General features: G+C 48.0%; 17 protein-coding genes. 13 read left to right on the forward strand and 4 right to left on the reverse strand.

The window, feature by feature from the left end:
- The first annotated feature begins 107 nt into the window (after positions 1–107).
- The 7 genes from DWZ61_RS00480 to DWZ61_RS00510 all read left to right on the forward strand — a co-directional run bounded on the left by DWZ61_RS00480 (position 108) and on the right by DWZ61_RS00510 (position 10642).
- The gene (locus DWZ61_RS00480; protein WP_118537123.1) at positions 108–1376 is read left to right on the forward strand and encodes a GHKL domain-containing protein; all 1269 of its coding nucleotides are present in this window, start codon (positions 108–110) and stop codon (positions 1374–1376) included.
- A gap of 134 nt (positions 1377–1510) precedes the next feature.
- A complete protein-coding gene (locus DWZ61_RS00485; protein WP_118537124.1) occupies positions 1511–4324 on the forward strand; it encodes a glycoside hydrolase family 3 protein in 2814 nt (937 codons plus the stop codon).
- A 201-nt stretch (positions 4325–4525) separates the two neighbouring features.
- Entirely contained in the window at positions 4526–5884 is a 1359-nt protein-coding gene (locus DWZ61_RS00490; RefSeq protein WP_347475397.1) for an SLC13 family permease, read from the forward strand.
- A 67-nt stretch (positions 5885–5951) separates the two neighbouring features.
- Positions 5952–6551 carry a cytidylate kinase-like family protein gene (locus tag DWZ61_RS00495; RefSeq protein ID WP_118537125.1) on the forward strand — a complete coding sequence of 200 codons (600 nt, stop codon included), beginning with the start codon at positions 5952–5954 and terminating at the stop codon, positions 6549–6551.
- Between the two features lie 234 nt (positions 6552–6785).
- Entirely contained in the window at positions 6786–8339 is a 1554-nt protein-coding gene (locus DWZ61_RS00500) for an LCP family protein (protein WP_117465385.1), read from the forward strand.
- A 27-nt stretch (positions 8340–8366) separates the two neighbouring features.
- The gene (locus DWZ61_RS00505) at positions 8367–9716 is read left to right on the forward strand and encodes a CapA family protein (protein WP_182426958.1); all 1350 of its coding nucleotides are present in this window, start codon (positions 8367–8369) and stop codon (positions 9714–9716) included.
- Between the two features lie 38 nt (positions 9717–9754).
- Complete coding sequence (locus DWZ61_RS00510) at positions 9755–10642, forward strand: AraC family transcriptional regulator (RefSeq protein WP_118537127.1); 888 nt, start codon at positions 9755–9757, stop codon at positions 10640–10642.
- Between the two features lie 59 nt (positions 10643–10701).
- On the opposite strand, the gene DWZ61_RS00515 is transcribed toward DWZ61_RS00510, so the two are convergent.
- From DWZ61_RS00515 to DWZ61_RS00525, 3 genes are all read right to left on the reverse strand, one after another.
- Positions 10702–12798, reverse strand: a complete 2097-nt coding sequence (locus tag DWZ61_RS00515) for a methyl-accepting chemotaxis protein (RefSeq protein ID WP_118537128.1) — start codon at positions 12796–12798, stop codon at positions 10702–10704.
- Positions 12795–13715 carry an alpha/beta hydrolase gene (locus DWZ61_RS00520; RefSeq protein ID WP_022313556.1) on the reverse strand — a complete coding sequence of 307 codons (921 nt, stop codon included), beginning with the start codon at positions 13713–13715 and terminating at the stop codon, positions 12795–12797. The genes DWZ61_RS00515 and DWZ61_RS00520 overlap by 4 nt, the downstream gene beginning before the upstream one ends.
- Before the next feature lie 253 nt (positions 13716–13968).
- Positions 13969–14550, reverse strand: coding sequence for a tyrosine-type recombinase/integrase (locus tag DWZ61_RS00525; RefSeq protein WP_118537129.1), 582 nt, complete (start codon positions 14548–14550; stop codon positions 13969–13971).
- 115 nt (positions 14551–14665) lie between these two features.
- Between DWZ61_RS00525 and DWZ61_RS00530 the strand changes: the two genes are divergently transcribed.
- The gene (locus DWZ61_RS00530; RefSeq protein WP_022313558.1) at positions 14666–14935 is read left to right on the forward strand and encodes a carbon storage regulator; all 270 of its coding nucleotides are present in this window, start codon (positions 14666–14668) and stop codon (positions 14933–14935) included.
- A 180-nt stretch (positions 14936–15115) separates the two neighbouring features.
- Positions 15116–16459: a flagellin gene (locus DWZ61_RS00535; protein WP_118537130.1), complete on the forward strand. Its 1344-nt coding sequence runs from the start codon at positions 15116–15118 to the stop codon at positions 16457–16459.
- 239 nt (positions 16460–16698) lie between these two features.
- Here DWZ61_RS00535 and DWZ61_RS00540 read toward each other — a convergent pair whose 3' ends face one another.
- A complete protein-coding gene (locus DWZ61_RS00540) occupies positions 16699–17742 on the reverse strand; it encodes a hypothetical protein (protein WP_147326657.1) in 1044 nt (347 codons plus the stop codon).
- 310 nt (positions 17743–18052) lie between these two features.
- Between DWZ61_RS00540 and DWZ61_RS00545 the strand changes: the two genes are divergently transcribed.
- From DWZ61_RS00545 to DWZ61_RS00560, 4 genes are all read left to right on the forward strand, one after another.
- On the forward strand, positions 18053–19726 hold the full coding sequence (locus tag DWZ61_RS00545; RefSeq protein WP_118537131.1) for a M3 family oligoendopeptidase: 1674 nt from the start codon (positions 18053–18055) through the stop codon (positions 19724–19726).
- Between the two features lie 76 nt (positions 19727–19802).
- Positions 19803–21443 (forward strand): peptidylprolyl isomerase, encoded by a 1641-nt coding sequence (locus tag DWZ61_RS00550; protein WP_117465377.1) that lies wholly within the window; start codon positions 19803–19805, stop codon positions 21441–21443.
- A 182-nt stretch (positions 21444–21625) separates the two neighbouring features.
- Positions 21626–22447 carry a Cof-type HAD-IIB family hydrolase gene (locus tag DWZ61_RS00555; protein ID WP_022313243.1) on the forward strand — a complete coding sequence of 274 codons (822 nt, stop codon included), beginning with the start codon at positions 21626–21628 and terminating at the stop codon, positions 22445–22447.
- 92 nt (positions 22448–22539) lie between these two features.
- Entirely contained in the window at positions 22540–23889 is a 1350-nt protein-coding gene (locus tag DWZ61_RS00560) for a CCA tRNA nucleotidyltransferase (protein ID WP_347475398.1), read from the forward strand.
- Positions 23890–23918: the final 29 nt, after the last annotated feature.

A 23918-nucleotide genomic window follows, 5' to 3' on the forward strand; every position in this document is an offset into this window, starting at 1 on the left:
CGCACTCCCACAATCCTACCCTCTATTCGCATATCGGGGTGGGTCATATAACAGAAATGGTTTATACCGTAAAAAATGTATGGTAAGAATACGAAAGAGAGAAGAAAATGGTACTACAGATATTAACATATACACATCATACAACGACAATGCTGTTTGGAATCTTCCTGTCGGCATTTTTTCTGGGAGTGAAGCAGGATAAGAAAAATATATTGCAATTGTTGTCATTGGCGGTTGTTTCAGGAATTCTATATGTTCTGTGTGTACTTCTCTTTGGAACAGAAACAGTAGATCAGATTTATCCACTGATCGTGCATGCCCCATTGTTATTTGTACTGGTTTTGCATTATAAATTCCGTATTCTTCCTTCCCTGATTTCTATTTTCACGGCATATCTATGTTGTCAGTGCAGTAACTGGATGGGACTGTTTGCTTTGGCTCTGACAGGACAGGAATGGTGCTATTATGTCTGTCGTATTCTGGTGACGGTGGGAGCTTTCATCCTTTTATGCCGGTATGTATGCCAGACCACAGCCATGCTGTTTGCCAAAACGGATCGGGAACTTCTGATCATTGGAAGCCTGCCGATCATTTATTACATTTTTGACTATGCCACGACCAAATTTTCCAGTCTGTTGTATTCCGGCAATAAGGCGGTGCCGGAGTTCCTGGGCTTTGCCATGTGCCTGACGTATCTGCTCTTTTTACTGGTATATTTCCGGGAGTACGAGATGAAGAACAAGGCAGAGCAGTACAATGAACTGATCCAGATGCAGCTGAATTCATTCCAGACAGAAATGACCAATACGAGAAAAAGCGAGAAAAAGATGTCCATTTTGCGGCATGATACGAGGCATCATCTGTCGGTGCTGCGAACACTGATCCAACAGGGAGAAACCGACAAGGCGCTGGAATATCTGAATGAGGTCAGCCAGACTTATGATGATACAGTGATCAAGACCTATTGTAGAAATGAGATGGTGAATTCCGTACTGTCCATCTATAATATGCGGTTTGAGGAGCAGAGGATCCGATGGGAGATACAGGTCAGCATTGGAGAGAAACTTCCCTGCTCTGAAATGATGTTCTGTGCGATCCTGTCAAACGTACTGGAAAATGCCATGCATGCCGTACAGGAGCTGCCGGAGGATAAACGATACATAGAATTGTCTCTGTCGGAAAAGGCGGGGCATCTTCTTCTGATGGAGAAAAATACAGTGCGTAGTGTTCCCACATTTGCGGATGGCGTTCCGGTGACAGAACGTTCGGGACACGGGCTGGGAGCCAGAAGCATCGTATATTATGTAGAAAAACTTAGCGGACAATATCAGTTTTTTATGGAGGATGGGGATTTTGTGGTTCGGATCATCTTGTAAAATCAATAAAATGTTTTTGAGGCTCTTTCTGTCAGAGAAAGAGCTTTTCTTGTGGATGTATTGGGAAATTAATGCTATTATTAGGATAAAAGATACAGAAATATAGATATAACAGGAAGGGAGCAGACAGATATATGAAATATACATTGGATTATGAGAAATATGCGGAACTGGCAAGACGTGTGGCGGCGGAGGGAAGCGTACTGCTTCGAAATGAAGACGGTGTGCTGCCTCTGCAAAAAGGGCAGAGGGTGTCGATCTTCGGCAGAACCCAGTTCGAGCATTATAAGAGCGGTACGGGTTCCGGAGGTATGGTCAATGCTCCATATGTGACCAATATTACAGACAGTCTCAAGGAAGACGGCACCGTACAGGTGAATGAGGTACTGGAGGCACAGTACCGGGAATGGCTGAAGGATCATCCTTTTGATATAGGAGAGGGATGGGCCATGGAGCCCTGGAACCAGGAAGAAATGCCCGTCAGCGAAGAACTGGCGAGACAGGCGGCGGAACAGTCGGATCTGGCGATTGTGGTTCTCGGCCGAACCGCAGGAGAAGACAAGGATAATAGTGCTGCGGAAGGCAGTTATCTGCTGACAGCTGCGGAGGAAGAAATTCTTCGTAATGTCTGCAATGCATTTGCCAGGACGATCGTTGTGCTGAATGTGGGTAATATCATGGATATGAAGTGGGTCGACCGGTATCAGCCACAGGCTGTGCTCTATGTATGGCAGGGCGGCCAGGAGGGCGGCAGAGCTACGGTAGATGTCCTGACAGGAAAAGTGAATCCCGGTGGTAAGCTCAGCGATACTATTGCGGAAGATATTGAGGATTATCCTTCCACGGAGAATTTCGGGGATCCGGTGGAGAATTTTTATACCGAGGACATCTATGTAGGTTATCGCTATTTTGAGACCTTTGCCAGAGACAAGGTAAAATATCCCTTTGGCTTTGGACTGTCCTATACCCGGTTCCAGACAGAGAGCATGGGACTGGCAGTGCAGGGTACCGAGGCAACTGTCATTGAGAAAGTGACAAATGTTGGCGGTATGTCCGGCAGAGAGACCATACAGGTCTATGTGGAGGCTCCTCAGGGAAAGCTGGGAAAGCCGCTGCGTCAGCTGGCAGCCTATGCCAAGACGGAAGAACTGAAGCCCGGAGCAAGTGAAGAACTGATCCTGAAAGCAGAACTGACGGAGCTTGCGTCCTATGATGACAGTGGTGTCACTGGACATAAATCCTGCTATGTATTGGAAGCAGGAGACTATATCTTCTATGTCGGTACCGATGTGCGGAGTGCAAGAGAAGTCGGAAGAGTGACATTAGCGGAGCTGCAGGTCGTACAAACCGTTACGGAAGCACTGGCTCCGGTGCAGGCATTTAAGCGCCTGAGACCGTTTTTCTTCGGAGAGAATGACCATGCCATCGCCAACTGGGAGGATGTGCCCTTACGGACCATAGATCTGGCGGAACGTATTTTGCGGGAAAGACCCACCCAGAGCGAATATGTGGGAGATCAGGGCTGGAAACTGGCGGATGTTTACGACAAAAAAATCACGCCGGAGCAGTTTCTGACACAGCTGTCAGACGAAGATCTGATCTGTATGACCCGCGGAGAAGGCATGTGTTCCCCGAAAGTTACCCCCGGAACAGCAGCAGCTTTCGGCGGTGTGACGGATGGACTGCAGCAATTCGGTATTCCGGTGGCCTGCTGTTCCGATGGTCCTTCCGGCATCCGTATGGACTGCGGTACCATGGCCTATGCACTGCCGAACGGTACGTTGCTGGCATGTACCTTTGATCCGGAGTTGGTGGAAGAACTGTATGAGATGGAGGGCATGGAGCTTCGCAAGAACAAGATTGATTCCCTCTTAGGCCCCGGCATCAATATTCACAGAAATCCGTTGAACGGACGTAACTTTGAGTATTTTTCCGAGGATCCGTACCTCACCGGTACCATGGCGGCGGCACAGCTGAAAGGCATGGGAAAATATGGAGTTACCGGAACCATCAAGCATTTTGCATGTAATAATCAGGAATTCAAACGGCATGATGCCAATGCTATTGTATCCGAGAGGGCGTTGCGGGAGATCTATCTGAAAGGATTTGAGATCGCCGTAAAACAGGGCGGAGCCTACAGCATCATGTCCACCTATGGCCCGGTGAACGGACTGTGGACCGCAGGCAGCTATGATCTTCTGACAACCATTCTCCGTAAGGAATGGGGCTATCAGGGTATTGTCATGACCGACTGGTGGGCAAAGATCAATGAGGAAGGTGAGCCAGGCTCCGGGAAACAGACGATTCCCATGGTACGGGCGCAGAATGATATTTACATGGTGACCGCAGACGCAGCATCTAATTCTAATAAGGACAACACTGCGGAAGGACTGGCAGACGGCAGGCTGACCAGAGCGCAGCTTATGCGGAATGCTGCAAACATCTGCTGCTTCCTGTTACGTTCTGTTGCCATGGAGAGGCTGCTTGGCAGAGAGGAAGAGGAGTGTACGGAGCTTCACAGTCCGATAAGCACAGAGGGAGCAGGAGACAGTGGACAGGTGCTGGCCCGGATGGAACTGCCGGAGCCGAAGACCGGAGAGGAGATTGAACTTCCGCTGGAGAAGCTGTCCACAAAGAAAGGTACCGGTGCGGTATACCAGCTGCGTTTCACGAAGATCGGACGGTACGAACTGGTATTCCGGATGAGTTCCACGTTGGGCCCGCTGGCGCAGCTGCCTATTTCCGTGTTCCTGAATAATACATTACAGCAGACCGTGACCATCAACGGCACAGAGGGCAAGGCTGTGGAACAGTCCGTGACTCTTGCAATCCGACAGGACGGCGAGAAGTACATGAAGTTGTATTTCGGAGAAAGCGGCATTGACATGAACCGGATGTTCTTACGTTATGTGGGAAAGAACGATATCGAAAGCTTTCGAAATGAATAAAACAATATAAGCAATAAAAAGGCTCCGAAAGATCGGTATGCAGGCAGGATCTTCCGGAGTTTTTTATGCGTCGCAATTTGTAAAAAACCTTAACGGAATATTTATGCATAGAAACCAAAAGAAGAATTGACTTATGCCGATATTTCGGATAGAATCTACTCTTGTATGTTCTAAAGAAAAATTAGCAAGGAGGCAGGGAAAGTGGTAGCACAAATACTTGCAGTAATCATATTTCTGGCGATGTTTGTACTGATCGTCCTGGAAGTATGGGAGAGACACATTATCACATTAGGCTGCGGCCTGCTGACACTGGTACTGGTATTCGGACTGGGAATGCACAGTATGAGCGCAGTGTTGGAGACTTTGAACTTAGGCAGCTTTTTCACAAGTCATTTCTGGTACACGGCGGGACAGTCCGCAGAGGCTTCCAGTGGTATCAACTGGGAGACCATCGTGTTCGTAGCAGGAATGATGATCATGGTAGAGGGAATGGCCCGGGTGGGATTCTTCCGCTGGCTGTGCATGCGCCTTGCCAAGATGGTCAAGTATAAGGTTGTACCGCTGTTTGTCACCTTTATGGTATTATCCGGTATTCTGGCAATGTTCATTGACAGTATTACCGTAATCCTGTTCCTGGCAGCCGTTACCATTGAATTGTCACAACTGTTGAAATTCAATCCGGTGCCTATGATTCTGGCAGAAGTGTTCTGTGCGAATCTGGGAGGATCCGCTACCATGTGCGGAGATCCCCCCAATATCATCATCGGTACTTCCCTGGGATATTCCTTCACGGATTTCCTGACCAATACCGGTGTGATCGCAGGCGTTTCCCTGGTTGTGGTCGTACTGTATTTCTATCTGGTATTCCACAAGGAACTGCGTGCCAGTGAGGCAGCTGCAGCAGGCAGCAACCAGACCTACCCGGATCCTTCCGAAGCCATTACCGATAAAAAAGGATTTATTATCAGCACTATTATTTTCCTGTGTGCGGTAGTTCTGCTGGTGACCCACGCACAAACCGGTCTGACCGTATCCTGTATTGGTGTATTCATTTCTATCGTGACTTTAATTGCAGCAGGCAAGGACGCACTGAAACTGATCAAACAGATCGATTACAAGACCCTGTTGTTCTTCATCGGACTGTTCATGGTAGTGGGCGGCCTGGAGCAGACCGGCATCCTGAAAGTTATGGCGAATTTCATCGGAGACATCAGCAACGGCAATCTGATGCTGATGATCGCTATTATCCTGTGGATCTCTGCGATTGCCAGCGCCTTCGTGGATAATATTCCTTTTGCGGCTACCATGATCCCTATTATCAGCAGTCTGTCCGCTACCCAGGGTGTGGACCTGTCCATTCTGGCATGGGCACTGGCTATGGGAACCGATATTGGAGGAAGCGCAACTCCCATCGGAGCTTCTGCCAACGTAGTAGGTATCGCCACCGCAGCGAAAGCCGGTCATATGATTAAGTGGGGAAAATATTGCAAAGTTATGGCACCTGCGACTATAATAGTAGTAGGGATCTCTATGCTGATGATCTATGCAAGATATCTGTAAGATGTATTTGCAGAATACGAGTTTAAAAAATTTTGGAAATACATCCAGCCATAAGGAGGGCAGACCCATGAGTGAACAACTGATTATCTCCGTCAGCCGTGAATACGGCAGCGGCGGACATGAGATCGCACAGAAGCTGGCAGAGTATTACAAACTGCCGATGTACGATCACAACCTGTTAGATGAGGTGGCTGCAAGCATGAATGTAAGCAGCAAGGAGCTGGCTGAGTTCGACGAAAAGAGACGTAATAAATTCCTGTACCGCAGTGTAATGGGAATGAACAGCTCTCCGGCAGACAATGTGGCCAGAATGCAGTTCGATTACATTAAGAAAAAAGCAGAGGCAGGAGAATCCTTCGTGATCGTAGGACGTTGTTCCGAAATCGTGCTGAAGGACAATCCGCACCTGATCTCTATCTTCGTATTGGGAGACAGAGAGGCCAAGATCGAACGTGTTATGCGGATCTATGAGTTGGATGCCCGTCATGCGGAAGAGCGTATGATCGAGAAGGACCGTCGCAGAAAGTCTTACCACAATAGTCATTGTAAGGTAAAATGGGGCGATTCCCGTAATTACGATCTGTCTATCAACAGCAGCAAGCTGGGTGTAGAAGAGACGGTGGAATCTCTGAAAAATTACATAGACGCAAGGCTTGCTCATAAATAAAGCAGACATAAGTCAACAAAAATGCAGAGACCATCTGAGGAAAGCATACGAAAGAAAATCGTGTAGCTGCCGCAGATGGTCTTTCTTGTTGGCGTTTCTTAAGAAATACCGGATAACATTTAAACAAATTTTAAGGATTTCTGTCGTGACGAATACAGCAGATTATGGTATTATCCTAGAAGATGAATAGGAATAAAAGAGTGCAAAATCAGGTATGTGGAAGTGAGGTACAGGATGAGCGATAAGGAAAGAGACTCCATTCAGGAGATGGAAGATATACAAAAGGGTCTGGAAGCCTTTTTACAACAGGAGATGCAGGAAATGCAGGCATCCGGAGCGGGAGCCCGCCGCAGTACGGGGCGCCCGGCGGCGAATGCGGGGACACACTCTGCGGAGCGTGAGGCAGCCCGCCCGGCTCCGCAGATGTATGATATGAGGGAAGATGACGAGGAAGAGGAGGAACTGGATGTGATCGGATCCGACAGAAGAGCAGGATCCCGTGAGGACTATGCAGAGGACTGGGATGATCCCACATACCGCAGGAGACAGGCAGCCCGCAGAGAGACGGCACGTAAGACTTCAGAGAGTCGTAACGGTGGCGGCCGTAGCAGTAACGCTGATCACCGCAGACAGGAGACCTCAGGCAGAACCCGCCGCAGCAGACGGGATGACTATGTAGAGGACTATGAGGACGATTATAACGATAGAAAACGCTCCGGAAGAAGATCCGGGAAGCGTGAGGAGATAGACACGAAAGCGGATAAAAGGAACAGAAAAGGAAATAAAAAGGGAGCCGGGAGCGGCAGAAAGAAGAAAAAGTCAGGACTCAAGCGTTTCCTGATCGCAGTGGCGCTGATCCTTGTATTCCTGGCAGCAGGATTGTATGTGCTGGTAGGAAAGGTCTACGGAGAGATGAACTATGAGAAGATCGAGTCGGTAGCGTCCTCTCCCATGAAGGAAGAAGGCGTGACCAATATTCTGCTGATCGGTAACGATTCCCGTGAAAACGGTGAAGACGGCAGATCAGATGCCATGATCCTGCTGTCCATCAGCAACAAGACGAAGAAGATCTACATGACATCCCTGCTCCGTGATATGTATGTGGACATTCCGGGACATAAGGGGAATCGTCTGAATGCGGCATATTCCTATGGCGGCGCAGAACTGCTGATGGAGACTATTGAGCAGAATTTCGATATTCATATCAGCCGCTATGTACTGGTGAACTTTGAAGCATTTGCCAATCTGGTGGATGCAGTGGGCGGTGTGGATCTTGAGCTGACCAGCAAGGAAGTGGAATATGTCAATGGTTATCTGGTGGAATACAACATTCTGCTGGGAAGACCGGAAGGTACCGACTATTTTGAAGATACTTCCGGCGGTATGGTACACCTGAACGGACCGCAGGCACTGGCGTATTGCAGAAACCGTTATATCGGTACGGATTTCGGCAGAACCGAGAGGCAGAGAAAGGTATTGGCAGAGGTGATCCACAAGCTTCCGCAGGGAATGCTGACCAATCCCCAGGAGCTGATCGATGGTCTGATGCCGAATCTGACCACGAATCTGACCCAGACAGAATGCTATCGGCTGAGCCTTATGGCACCTAAGGCCGTGACTTACGATATTATCCAGAACAGCATTCCACTGGAGGGCACCTATAAGGATGCGACCATCCGTAAGATGGCAGTGCTGGAAGTGGATTTCGAAGCCAACAAGAAATTCCTGCAGGAGAATCTGTACGGAGACGGAGACATTACTTCCACATCGGAGGCTTCTGCGGAATGATATTATAATTGACGTATGAGAGTCAATGTGCTTGCAGGATTGACGAACGGCGAATGGGATCATGATAGTTGCGAAGCAACGGTAAGCACCAAAGATGCGGATCATGCTACGATAATGAGGGAGCAGCTTATGGGGTATCGAAAACAAAGGTTTGCAGCACTGTTCTGTGCAGCGGCAGTCATAATGCTTGGTGGATGTGGCGATGATCTGACCCAGCAGGTCTACATTCCGGGAAGGGAAGATCTGGCGCAGCCTATCGGCGGTTACAATGCAACTACGCAGGCTGGGCAGACGGCAGAAGATTCTGCTACGGGGGCACAGACAGGGACGGCTTCCGGTGGAGAGAACGCAACAACATCGGGATCTTGCCATGACTCCGGTGATTTGACGGGTGAACGTTATACGATCACCATCTCCGCAGCAGGGGATGTAACGTTGGGAAATCATCAGGAACAAGACTACAGTGCCTCCTTCCGTCAGGCCTATGATCAGGCGGAGGACGAAGGTTATTTCTTTGAAAATGTGAGAGACATCTTTGCGGCGGACGATATGACCATCGTGAATCTGGAAGGGCCTCTGACCACATCGGAACAGATGCGGGAGGGACAGACCTACTGCATCAAAGGGGATCCAGCCTATGCTCATCTGCTGACGCTGGGGAGCATTGAGGCCGTCAGCTTCGCCAACAATCACCGCCTGGATTATGGCGAACAGGGAAGCCGGGATACTGTGGTGGCATTAGAGCAGGAAGGGATCATTTATGCTTATGATAAAAATGTGGGTATCTATGAGATCCCGGACAGTGCGGCAGCCCACGGCGGAGAACGGAACCTGAAAATAGGAATAATCTCTGTCAATGAGGTAGAGTGGGGCGCACAGGCGGAAAAGCTGATCCAGAACAATATCGAGACCCTGCGGGAACAGAATGTGGACCTGATCCTGGCCTGTTGTCACTGGGGGATCGAGAAAGATACTTATCCGGAGAATTACCAACAGGTACTTGGCAGAAAATGCATTGACTGGGGTGTGGATCTGGTCATTGGTCATCATCCCCACGTCCTTCAGGGAATCGAAGAATATAAGGGCAGATATATCATCTATAGCCTGGCGAATTTCTGCTTCGGAGCGAACCGGAACCCGGCAGATAAGGATACCATGATCTTCCAGCAGACCTTTACATTCGAAAACGGACAGAAGGTGGAGGACCGGAATGCCAGGATCATTCCCTGCATGGTGAGTTCTGTGTCCACCCGGAATGATTTTAAGCCTACTCCGGCAGCAGGTGAGGATAAGAAGAGAATTTTGCAGCGTATGAATGAATACAGCCGGGATTTCGGTGTCGAATTTGATGAAAACGGCGGGATTCTTGTGAATTAGAGGAAAAGGCGGCAACGCGGAAAGGGTACGGTTCCACGATGGAAAAAGCATTTAAACTGGATTTTGTCAATGATAAAACAGGAAGTCTGTACGTGAACTGCTGCGGGTGCTCCCAGACGGAACCGCTGCACAGCTTCGGACCGGCCTCCAAGCCACATTACCTGATCCACTATGTCCTGAGTGGCAAGGGACATTTCCGATTCCACGACAAGGAATACCAGCTGGAAGCGGGCTACGGATTTCTGATCCAGCCCAATGAACTGGCTTTTTATCAGGCAGATGCGAAGGACCCCTGGAGTTATCTGTGGGTGGGGTTCGCCGGAAGCCGGGCAGAAGAATATTTACACAGCATGGGACTGTCAGACAGACATCCTATTTTTTCCTGTGATAAATCAGAGGAACTATATTCCATTGTCCGGGATATGATGGAGCATAATACCTTTGGCATTGCGGATGATCTGCGGCGGAACGGACTGCTGGGAGTATTTCTGTCGGTGATCGCCGACAGCGCCGGTGTGGTGGCAAGAGAGGAAGAGGATAAGGGGAACCAGTATGTGAAAAAAGCGGTTTCCTTTATCCAGAGCAACTACTGTAACCCCATCAAGGTCACGGATGTGGCGGACTATGTGTGTATCAACCGCAGCTATTTATATACGCTGTTCCAGAACTATCTGGGGATGTCTCCCCAGCAGTTCCTTACTACCTTCCGTATTACCAAGGCGAGAGAGCTTCTGGACTCCACGAATTATCCTATCGAGAGTATTGCATTGTCCTGCGGATACAGCGATGCCCTGGTATTTACCAAGGCCTTTCACGCTATGAAGGGAATGTCCCCTTCGAAATACCGCAAGGAAAGTCATAAGGAGAGCACAAAAGAACAGCTCCAGGAGGTCGAGGGTCTGATCGCCCGGCTCCTGAAGCCATAGATGAAACTATAAAACCAAACAAGAAAGGGTGTCGCACAGCGGCACCCTTTTGTATTTGACTATTTCTTACTTTCCAGATTTTTCTCTACATATTCCAGAATATAGAAGTTGTCCTCCGGCATCTGGCAGCCTACGATGAACAGACCGTTATCGTCGGAGCAGCGGATGATACGTCCTTCCAGCACATTGTGATCCGGGAGAGCGAAATCATGGATAGTGACAGTGACCGAGGCATTCTTGCTCTGGGTGAAGATATTGTCTGTCGCCAGGAAAGCAAAGCCGTTGGCACTGATATTATCCATGGTAGCCGTGTATTCCGTGTCGGAATTTTTGAACTTAATGGTGCAGGCATTGTCCAGATCCATACGGGGGTATTTACGGCGGTTATTAATCCGGGGTCTGGTATTAATGACGATTTTGAAGGCATGAGCACCCTTTTCAGGAGCAGGAGAGATGACTGCCTTGTCCCAACAATACAGGATGTTGCCCGCAGTGATCTGTAAGGTGCAGGAAGCGGTATCGGTGAGTGCAAGCTCCTTCTGACAGGATACCAGCAGACCTTCCGGAATCTGTTCGATGAGTTCTCCAAGGTATTCCGTATCTCCCTGACCGGCTAATTTCAGATCGATCTTCATGCCTGGCTGAATATCTTCGATACCCATGAAGCCGCCGATACCCAGATCACACATCATGTTCTCCATGACATCTTCAATGGTATTGATATTGGCAGCGGTCTCTTCATATTTACTGAGCATACGCTCACTGGTCTGACTGGAGTGTGCAATACAGCCGGTAATGGTCTCCACGATGTTAGTTACCTGTTCCATATTGGATACCAGCTGGGTATTGGAGCTTTCGACTTCTTTAATTGCGTTATCAACTACCTGAATATGTCTGCCGAGCTGTGCGGAATCAGATGCGATCTGATTTACATTTTCACCGGTATGTGTTACCTTTTCCAGGGTAACCTGAATCAGCTTCAAGGTCTCTTCAATGGAAGCGGTCATCTTAGCGGAAGTAGCATCCAGACGGGACAGAGCTTCTCTGATCTGTCCGGAGGAAGCGTGGGTTTCAGTACTTAAGGTACGGATCTGATCAGCTACCACTGCGAAGCCCTTGCCTGCTTCACCGGCTCTGGCAGCTTCAATGGAAGCGTTTAAGGCCAGCAGGTTCGTCTGATTTGTAATTTTTTCGATGGTACCGGTCTCCTGCTTCACCATGCCAAATTCCTGCTGGAAATTCTGCAGGACATTTTCCAGCTCCGTAGAAAGCTCTGACATCGTGGTGGCAGTGCTTACCAAACTTTGCAGATCTTTTGCACTGACACTGGAATGGGATTCGGTTTTCCCGACCAGAGATACCATTTCGCTGATGAGTGCCACAACATTTTCCACCTGGGCACGGATGTCGGAAGTCATCTGTGTGGAAGAGGTCGTCCGATCCTGTAGCATATGGTTATTATCCGTCAATTCATTCATACCCAGCATGACCATATCGGAACCGTGCTTGTTCTCAGAAGCCAGTTCTCTGACAACGGTAATGCCGTCCAGAATGGTATTGCTGGATGTCTTGACCTGTTCTACGGTGGTCACCACTCTGTGAAGGTCGGCTTTGATACTGTCGGTCATGGCACCGTCGGACTCGTTCAGATGGCGGATGGACATGACATAGCAGATGTAACACAGGATGATACAGGACAGCTGCAGCTGGTAATTCTTCATATCGGAAGCACTGTTAAAGCCCAGCATGTAGCGGTAGACGGCAGCGCCCACAATGATCAGAGAGTTGACGATACCGCAGTTGATCATGAATTTCCGGTTCTTATACAGGACCAGTAAGCTTGTCACCGGAAGGATGTAAGTGAATGCGATGGGTGACGCTGTGGTACAGATTACAAAGGTATAGAAGATGCCGTAACCGATGACCAGATCGTAGCGGTAGAGCTCCGTTGCCCAGCCCTTTACACGTAACAGCACTTCGCCGAAGATCAGAGGCAGCCAGCACAATGCCAGGAAAATAAGGTAAGAAGTGGTGGGATATAATCCCCCGGACGCATCGGAGCCATAGTTGGCACTCAGTAAAACAGCAAAAACGATCCAGATCTTACGGGCTTTCCGATTAGCTTTTTCTTTGAAAACATTTTCGTCGTATGTCATGATACGTATCCTCCTTTACAGTCATCTCCGGTATGTTCAAAAAAATGAATCAAATGGTGGATCACTTCCCTGCTTTCCGGAAGATCCGGGTAAAAAGCGCTGAACGCATGGGTCAGGCGGGGATCCTTCGGGTAGTTGATCAGTTTATGGGGCATCTGATGTCTGCGCAGAGCCTTTTCAAAATTCAGAGTATAGCTCTGAAGATTATCGTTGTCACTGGTGATCAGGAGACTGGGTGGCAGGCTGGTCACGATGTCCGGGTGCTCCGGAGATACATAGGGGGCAAAAGCACTTTTTTTATAATGCCGGCCGTAGAGATATCTGGGGAGGAAAAGTCCGATCTGATCCAGGCGGTTCGTATAGAACATACCGCTGACCAGGCCAAGTGCCCGGACTGGCAGGTCAGAAGGGGTTACTCCGGCAGCCTGTGCCAGTGCAGTGCTTCGCTGCATGGCGATTCCGTAAGTCAGCAGACAGGCACCGCCGCTGTCACCGCAGGCATATATGTGGGAAATGTCACCGCCGTATTCCGTCAGATGATCCCGGATAAAATCCAGTGCCAGATGCAGGTCAGTTAGTTGGTCATAGAAGAGACAGTCCGGTATCAGCCGGTACTCAATGCTGAATACCAGATACCCCGCCTCACAAAGGGAGGCACAAAAGGGACGGTTGAATTCCTTGTTCCCTATGAGGAGGCCTCCGCCATGTACGTTGACGATGACCGGGAGAATCTCTCCGTCCCGTCCCCTGGGACGGTAGACATCCAGACGATGTGCCGGAACATGCTTCTCGTCATAGAAAATATCCGATTGTAGGAAAACATCTTCCGGAAGAGGATATTCTTTACCCCTGGAAGCGCAGCTTTGTTCGAATGCCGCCCGCTGCTTATAGAACATTTCACATATAAAGCTTTTCATGTGTACTCCTGATTCTGACTGTATATGTTTCAAAAAAGGAAAGTATTTGTCGAAAAATAGCGATATGCAGTCTTTAAAAGAATACCACAGAAATGAAAGGATTAAAATAGAAAAATGCAACATTCTATTATGGAATGTTGCATTTTGTCTTGCACTACATATTTCGGCTGACCATGGGAAAACTTTAGCCTTTTTTGTAAAAATCGTTAATGCGTTACTTTCATATCATCATAGCAATTATGCAAGCCGTATGTCATAGCTGTATGTCACGAAATACGGCATCTTTGTCATCCTGTTCAATTCCCAGATAATGTTTTGTGATCTGAAAAGAAGAATGATTGTAAATCTCCATCAGCAATGCGGGCGGAGTTCCCATTTTCCATGCATGGTAGCCGAAGGTCTTCCGCAGGGAATGGCACCGGATCACGTCTTCGATTCCTACGGCCTCGGCAGCTTTGCGGACAATGCGGTAGGCCTGGTATCGGGAGAGCGGGGAATCAGCTTTTCTGGGACTGGGAAAGAGATAGTCTGTGTCGGCTATGGAAGGCTGTGTTTTCCGGTAGGACAGTAATGTTTCCTGAAGTTCTCTGTTGATCAGGATTCTGGTTTCTTTTTCCGTTTTTTTCTCCGTGATCAGGAGATGGGTGTAAAAGCGGCTGTGTTCTGTGCAATAGACATCTCCCCAGGTGAGATGAAGGATGTCGTTGATGCGGAGAGCGGTGTTCAGACCGATCAGGACGAGAGTGTAATTCCTGGAGTTGGGCTGCTTGGTAAGGAAGTACTCTTTGAAATCGTGTAGAAGCTGTTTGCTGCGGATAGGTTGTGTCGTGCTCATAATGGCCTCCTTGATAGAATAAATGAATTAGGGAAATGCAACATTCCATAATAGAATGTTGCATCAGTGAGAAACAGCAGGCAAGGAAGGCTGAACAGAGCAAGGAGGTTATTATATGCTGCGTCTGACCGTTAGTCCGGAAGAATACCTGATGATCAATGACAATATCAAGATCGTGTTCCTGGGAGGAACTAAGAATCATCTTCGTATCATGATCGATGCACCGAGAGAGGTGAACATCGTGCGAAGCACGGTGCTGGAGAACCAGATCACAGATCCGGAGGAGAGAGCGAAGCTTCCCAAATATTATGCGGAAGAAGAGCACCCGGAGAAGTACCGCAAGAAGTCAAATGTGATCATCACAAAGGGAAATGCGGACAAATAATTTCATATGGTAATAACCGGAGGAAGAGCGGCTCTGTCAGGGCCCGACAGGGAAGCTCCTACTCCGGTTACTATAAAAACTAACAACAAGTATCTGGGAGAAAAGGATTTCTCAATAACAATACAGATACGCACACTGCCGCAAAAGGAATTGGGCAGTAATACAAGGAGGTAAATTATTATGGTAGTACAACACAATCTTACAGCTATGAACTCTAACAGAATGTTAGGCTTAACCACCGCTTCTCAGGCAAAATCCACCGAGAAACTGTCTTCCGGTTATAAGATCAACCGTGCAGCTGATGATGCAGCAGGCCTGTCCATCAGTGAAAAGATGAGAAAGCAGATCAGAGGTCTGACACAGGCATCCCTGAACGCACAGGATGGTATTTCCGCAGTACAGACCGCTGAAGGCGCTCTGACCGAAGTACACGATATGCTGCAGAGAATGAACGAACTGGCAGTAAAGTCTGCAAACGGAACTAATTCCGAGGATGATCGTGGATATATTCAGGATGAGATTGATCAGCTGGTAAAGGAAATTGATCGTGTATCTGAGACCACCAAGTTCAATGAGACCTATCTGCTGAAAGGTGTAAAAACAGACGAAGATGTAACTTCTCTTGATAGTGTTTCCATTGTAGCTGGCAAGGAATTTAAGGAATCGTTTACCCTTAAAAACGGAAGTACATTTTGGGCAGTAGATGCAGCTGGACAAAAAACCGCTTTGACTGATGCTACAAAAGCAACAGACCTTGCAAAGTATATCGATGCAGAGGGAAATGCAAAAGATGGATACAAGATTTATAAGGTTGATGCTGCTGCGGGTTCTGAGTGGGGTGCTCAGGTATCAGGGCAGGTTGCAGATGCAGCTACAATCAAAGCACAATTAGATGTGTCTAGTACGGGATTGATGGATAAAAATGGTAAGGAAATCAAAGCAACAGATTTGAAAAACTACTTTGATCAGAATGGTGTATATAAAGGTGGTTTATATTCTCGCTTATCTGCAGATGGTAAAGATCCTGCAGCTGGTGGTACAAAAGGAGATATAGTTGAAATCGGTGCAGATAAACTTACTGATTTTGTAACTGTCACAACCAAGACTGACAAGAAAATTGATGCGCTGAACCTGTCTTTGCACGTCGGCGCAGACGGAGAAGCTAGCAATAAGATAGATCTTTCTATCAAATCTATGAGCGCACAGGGAATTGGAGTATCTGATCTGAAAGTAAATACTGCTGATAGTGCTACAGCAGCTATCGAAACCCTTAAGAATGCCATTCAGACTGTATCCACCCAGCGTTCTGCACTTGGTGCTGTTCAGAACAGACTTGAGCACACCATCAACAACCTGGATAACGTTGTAGAGAATACCACCAGTGCAGAGAGCCAGATCCGTGATACCGATATGGCTACTGAGATGGTTAAGTACTCCAACAACAATATCCTGGCTCAGGCAGGTCAGGCTATGCTGGCTCAGTCCAATCAGGCTAACCAGGGCGTACTGTCTCTGTTACAGTAAGCTTAAGCTGAGATCAGGTTGTTTCCAAAGAGGAACGAACCATATCTGTAAGAGTTATGTAAGAACCAAAGGGCAGTCCATGACGGGCTGCCCTTTTTGGGTTCTTATAAGACCTTTTGATCATCCAAAGATTTCCTTTCCAATTCCTTCGAAAAATTATCATAGTAATCCATGGCTGCCTGTGTAGAAATAGAAAGCTCAGCATCATACTCAAAAAAGTTCATACCAATGTGCTCCTTTTACATAATTTTTTGTGCTTTTGAGAATTCATTTTCAAATTCCTTTGAAAATTTTTCGTAATAGTCAATGGCAGATTGTGTAGGGATTGATAGTAGAGTCTCTAACTTGTGGATTGCATCCTCTTTTGACAAGTTAAAGTCCTTACATGACCGAACAATTTCTTTTGCTCTGCCTTCCTCTACGCCATCCTTGTAAATAACTCTCTTTTCCGCCTCAGCATCATACTCAAAAAACACCATATCAATAACCTCCTTCTTATTCTCAAGCAAAAATTCCTTCAAAATATCCCTCCTGATACATACGTCCACGGCCTGAACGATGGCCTGCCGGTTTGGATACACCTTTGCCTGCTCACGGACTTCTGCGACAAACTGGGCGTACTCCTTTAAAATCTGGCAGGCATCCATCAGCTCGGAGTTGAACCCGAGATTGATATTGATTACCTGTACCTGTAATTCAAGCTGAGGAGTCTCTTCCTTATTCCGGTAGGCACTGGACAGCTTCAGGGTGCTGTATTCCGGGAGAGGATCCGTCCCGTTATAAAACACTACGAAATGCGGAGTATCCAGCATCTGTAACTTGTTGGAATAAAGCAGGTCATCTGAGTTCATCTTTGAATATTCACTTGCCAGATACAGCAAAAAGCGATACGGCATATTGGGATTCAGGGTGGACTGGTGCTCAAAAAACCATAGATCAAAATCCACCACAAATGACAGGTCGTTCTGCAAGCTTAGGTAAACCGCATTTTCCAAAGTTGTAATATGCAGTAGCTCCGGATCTTCATAATGCGAGTGATTCAGCGCATTGTACAGCGAGAGCAGCTTCTCCTTGTCATGAAATATTTTCCGGAACACCAGATCCTTATAATTCCGCTTTCCGGAAGCCGGTATTGCCACAGCCACATTCCCCGGCGCAGCAGCTATCGCATTCCCATACGAAATTTCTTCCGCAACAAAATTTTTCCAGAATCTCGACACAGTATTCATCAAATACTCCTCCGAGAAATAGTTGGCGGTTATATTATTTTGTTTTAACTCCATAAATCTCCTTTCTGTTGCAAAATAAATGTAAAAATAAAATAAAACAAATATTTTCCATATAAAATAAATAATAAGGGAAACTTTGACCACTGACGGGTCTATAAGAATTTTTGAAAGAAGAAAAATTACTTCTAATACCACCATACCATAGGGATTCCTTATTGGCAAGTCTGAAAAATGTTACAAAAAGGCTACAAAAAATCCAGAAAAATGTTACAGAACGCTTCTAAAGTTTTACTTTCCCGGCATTTTGGGGTAAGATAAGCAGTATAGATTCCTAAGGACACAGAAAGAGAGGGTTACTATAATTATGAAATTTCAGGACATGCCTTACGAGAGAATAGATTTTGCCAAAGTGCAGGAAGAGATGGGAGAACTGATCCGGGAGCTGGATGCGGCGAAGAGCGGGGAGGAGCAGTTCGAGGTGCATCAGAAGTACTATGCGCTGACGGACTGTGTCATGACGCTGATGACGATCGCGAATATCCGCTTCGACATCGATACTTCCGATAAATTCTACGAGGAAGAGCATAAATACTACGATGAGCAAGGACCGGTATTCAGCAATCTGGTGCTGGCTTATCAGAAGAAATTATATGAATCCCCCTACAGAGCTTATCTGGAGGAGAAGATCGGTCCGGTAGCGTTCAAGAATATGGAGCTGGCACAGAAGTCCATGAGCGAGGCGTTGATCCCGCTGATGCAGGAGGAGAATTCCCTGACTATGGAGTATGATAAGCTCATCGCCGGTGCGAAGATCGACTTCGACGGCAGGGAACTGAATCTGTCCCTGTTACGGCCCTATCTGGTGAATTGTGACCGCAATGTCCGCAGACAGGCATGGGAGAAGATGAGTGACTTTTTCCGGAAAAATGAGGAGCAGCTGGATACCATTTACGACAAACTGGTGAAGAACCGTACCGCACAGGCCAGAGCCATGGGTTACGAGAATTATCTGGAACTGGGCTATTACCGTATGAATCGTAACTGCTATGGTAAGGACGAGGTAGAGGCTTTCCGCAGGCAGATCAAGGAGTATTTCGTACCCTTTGCAGAGAAGCTGCATGACCGCAGAAGACAGCGACTGGGTCTGGAGAAGCTCAGTTATATCGATGAGCAGGTATATTTTAAGGACGGCAACCCGGCGCCCACCGGCACCCCGGAAGAGATCATGGCAGCCGGACAGAAGATGTACCGGGAACTGTCCCCGGAGACTGCGGAATTTTTTGATTTCATGATGGAGAACCAACTGTTTGACGTATTGGGCCGCAAGACCAAGAAAGCTGGAGGTTACATGACCTATCTGCCTCTCTACCATGCACCGTTTATCTTCGCTAACTTTAACGGTACCAGCGGTGATGTGGACGTCATCACGCATGAGTGTGGTCATGCGTTTCAGGGGTATCTCGCTGCACAGGATCCTATCAGAGAGCATGCGGATATCGGCATGGAGACTGCAGAGATCCATTCCATGTCCATGGAATTTTTCACGGAAAAGTGGATGAACCTGTTCTTCGGCGACAGAGCGCAGGATTACGTGGAAATGCATCTGGAGGATGCGGCTGCGTTTATTCCTTACGGCTGTATGGTGGATGAGTTCCAGCATATCGTCTATGAGCACCCGGAGCTGACCCCGGCCGAGAGAAAGCAGGCATGGAGCCGTCTGGAGCGGGAGTACAAGCCCCACCTGGATTACGAGGGAGATCCTTTCTTCGGACAGGGAGGCTTCTGGCAGAAGCAACTGCACATTTACGACTACCCTCTGTATTATATCGATTATTGTCTGGCACAGACCTGCGCACTACAGTACAAGGTGAAGATGGATGCCGATTTTACAGAGGCGTGGAAGAGCTATCTGAAGCTGTGCAGGCTGTCCGCCAGTGATTTTTACACTAATATGATCAAAGAAGTCGGACTGGACAGTCCTTTTGAGCCCGGATGTGTGAAAAATATCGTGGAAAAACTTGAAAAATATGTGAAATAGCTTTCTTTTTCCGCAGAAATACGGTAAAATAAGGAGTCATTGGGACTTAAGACACCAGGAAGGAGACATGTAAGCAATGTCTAAGAATGAAAAAGTTACAGAAAATAAAGAACAAACAGAACAGAAGGTCATGACCAAATATGACCGTAAGGTACAGAAACGTAAAGAGGAGAAGGAAAAGGAGAAAAAGGAAGAGCGCATCAGCACGGCCATCGGCATCGTAGTGCTTGTGGCTCTGGTATGTCTGGTAGCATCTTTCCCCATTCGTACCTATCTGGCAACTCATGAGACCTATGTGGTGGTCAATGGAGAAGCTGTAAACAAGGTAGAGTTCGATTACCAATACAACCTGACCAAGAACAATTATATCACCCAGTACGGCAGCTATCTGACATACTTCGGACTGGATACCAGCAAGGATCTGTCCACACAGATGTATTCCGATACTCTGACCTGGCAGGACTATTTTGAGCAGAATGCAGTAGAGAGCCTGAAGCAGAATAAGGCGCTGATGGCAGAAGCCAAAGCAGCCGGCTTCACCTACGATACCACGGATGAGTACAATACTTTCAAGGAGACCATCAAAACCTCCGCTGCATCCGCAGGCATCTCCGAGAAGGAATATGTACGTTCCATCTACGGAAGCTATGCAACCATGGGCCGTATCGAAGAATATGTGAAGAACGACATGGTAATGAACGCTTATTATCAGAAGCTGCAGGAGGACAATGCTCCCAGTGATGATGAGATCCAGAGCTATTATGAGGAAAATAAGGCAACCTACGATTCCGTAGACTATCGCCTGACGACCATTGAGGCAGAATTGCCTACAGAACCTACCGAACTGGCAGATCCCGTAGAGGAGACTGCTGCAACCACCGATACCACTGCAACAGACGGGACGGCAGCTACAGATGCAACAGCTTCCGACAGCACCGATACCGCTTACCAGCCTTCCGATGCTGAGATCGCCAAGGCAATGGAAGATGCGAAGGTACTGGCAGATGATGCGGAGAAGACCGTGGCAAAAGACGGCGAAGCACACGAGAATGAGAAGAAGTCTTCCGTGAACTACCTGATCTCCGACTGGCTGTTTGATGATGCCAGAAAGGCAGGAGACACCACCGTCATTACTAACGACAACAGCCATTGCTACTATGCCGTGGCATTTGAGAAGAGATATCTGGATGAGACTCCTTCCGCAGATGTACGTGTGATCATTCCCACCGAGGATAAGACCGGTGAAGAGATCCTGGAGGAGTGGAAGAGCGGTGCAGCTACCGAGGACAGCTTCGCAGAATTGTGCAAGAAGTATACACAGGATACTTCTGCAGTAGAAAACGGCGGTCTGTTCGAGCAGGTGACCAAGACCGGTATGACAGAGGAGCTGAGCAACTGGATCTTCGACAACAGCCGTCAGGCAGGAGATACCGTAGCCATCACTGTCAGTGACACCACCTATGTACTTTACTACATCGGACAGGATCAGCCCGAGTGGAAGATCAACATCAAGAATACGCTAGTATCCGATACAATGAGTCAGCATATGCAGGATATTACCGCAGATGTAACAGTAGAGGATCCCAAGGGTAAACTGAATTACCTGAAGGTGCAGGCAGAGGAATCCGCAGCCGCTGAGACCGCGACCGCAGAGACCCAGGAAATCACCGAGGAGCAGACTGCTGCTACCGAAGAGACCGCAACACAGGCACAGTAAAGCTTGCTCAGGAACAGAACATAGACAACAGACAAGTACCTGTTTCACTGCACAAGCAGAAGAGACAGGTACTGTTAGGTTATGAGCAAAAATAGTCGCAAAAGGGCGGGAAACATGATAATGTGACTCTGCCAGTTACGTGAGCTGAACAGAGAATAACTTTGAGAAAGGTATGAATAAACATGCAGGAAAAAGTTCTGGTACTGGATATTGACGGAACATTGACCAATTCAAAAAAAGAGATCACGGAAGCTACCAAACAGGGAATCTGGAATATTTTACAGCATGGTCACAAGGTGATCCTGGCTTCGGGTCGTCCCACCCCCGGCATGCGGAAATGTGAAGAGGAGCTGGAACTGAAAAAATACGGCGGATACCTACTGTCATTTAACGGAGCCCGTATCGTGGAGTGTAAGACAGGAGAAGTGGTCTATCAGAGAACACTGCCCCTGTCCATTGTGCCCGGATTGTACGAATTCGCCAAAGCGAATGGCTGCGGACTGATCACTTATCAGGGTCCTGGCGTCATCTCTGCGTTCGAGCCGGATGACTATGTGCAGCTGGAAGCCAGAATCAACGGAATTCCTATAAAGGTCGTTGACAATTTCGTCGAATATGTGAATTTCGATATTAATAAATGCCTGATGACAGCACCGGAAGAGATCGCACCGGAGCTGGAGAAACAGCTGCAGGAAAAATACAGCGATGTGGCAAGCATCTACCGTTCCGAACCCTATTTCATCGAGATCATGCCGAAAGATGTGAACAAAGCCACCTCTTTGGATCATATGCTGGAAGGCATGGGACTGACCAGAGAAAATGCGATCTGCTGCGGCGATGGCTACAACGACATCTCCATGATCGAATATGCGGGAACCGGCGTAGCAATGGGGAATGCCCAACCGGCGGTCAAGGATGCGGCGGACTATATCACCGGCACCAACGATGAAGACGGACTGGTGGAAGTCATCGATAAGTTCATCATGAACCCGGAGCAGGCATAGCCTTTCTTAGAAGCAGACAATAGACACAAAGCAGTCACAAGCGAAAATCACAGAGTCATGAGCGTGTGTGATTTTTGCAAAAGAGGATATATATGATTCAGATACAAATACCTGAAAAAGCGAAATATATCATAGAAACCATACAGAATGCCGGATTTGAAGCCTATGTGGTAGGCGGCTGCGTGCGGGATTCCATCCTGGGCAGATGCCCGGAGGACTGGGACATTACCACCTCGGCGAGACCGGAGCAGGTGAAAACGCTGTTCCGTCGCACCATCGACACCGGAATCCAGCATGGCACCGTAACCGTCATGCTGGACAAGGAAGGCTTTGAGGTTACGACCTACCGTGTAGATGGAAAATACGAAGACAGCCGACATCCCAAAGAAGTGACGTTTACTCCGAACCTGGAGGAGGATCTGAAACGCCGGGATTTTACCATCAATGCCATGGCTTATAATGAAACGGAAGGCCTGATCGACATTTTCGGCGGATTAAAAGACATCGAGGCGAAGCTGATCCGATGCGTAGGCAACCCGGAGGAACGTTTTGGAGAAGATGCGCTGCGGATCATGCGGGCAATTCGTTTTTCAGCCCAGCTGGGCTACGAGATCCACGAAGATACTGAGGCGGCAATACGGAAGCTGGCACCGACCCTGCAGAAGATCAGTGCGGAGCGGATTCAGGTGGAACTGACTAAACTGTTGGTGTCCCCTCATCCTGACACCCTCAGAGAAGCTTATGACATGGGTGTCACCAAGGTGATCCTACCGGAATTCGATGCCATGATGGAGACACCGCAGAAGCACAAGCATCATAAATACAATGTGGGTGAGCATACATTACATGCACTTATGGAGATCGGGCCGGACAAGAATCTGCGTTATGCCATGCTGCTCCATGACATCGGCAAGCCGGCCACACTTACTGTGGATGAAGACGGAATCACTCATTTCTACGGACATCCGGCGGTGGGAGAAGAGATGGCGCGGAAGATTCTGCGGAGACTGCGATTTGATAATGATACCGTTGCGGTGGTCACCCGTCTGGTGAGATACCATGATTATGGCAATGATGTGATACCGGATCTGCGGATTGTCCGCCGGGCGGTGAATAAGATCGGGGAAGATATTTTCCCGCTGCTGTTCCCGGTGAAACAGGCAGATATTCTGGCACAGAGCGATTACCTGAGAACAGAAAAACTGGAGAATCTCGAACTCTGGAAGAAACTGTATCAGGAAATGCTGGAAAAGAAGCAGTGCGTCTCCCTGAAAACACTGGCAGTCACCGGCAGGGATCTCATTGCTATGGGAATGAAGCCCGGCAGGGAGCTGGGCGATATGCTGCAGAAGCTGTTGGAACTGGTATTGGAACATCCCGAGCAGAATACCAGAGAACAGCTGCTGGAAAAGGTAAAGGAACTGTCGGCAGACAAAGATTGAGCATACTTTACAGGCTTTCCTCATAAGAT

The organism is Clostridium sp. AF34-10BH, from assembly GCF_003478095.1.
GTDB lineage: Bacteria > Bacillota > Clostridia > Lachnospirales > Lachnospiraceae > Acetatifactor > Acetatifactor acetigignens.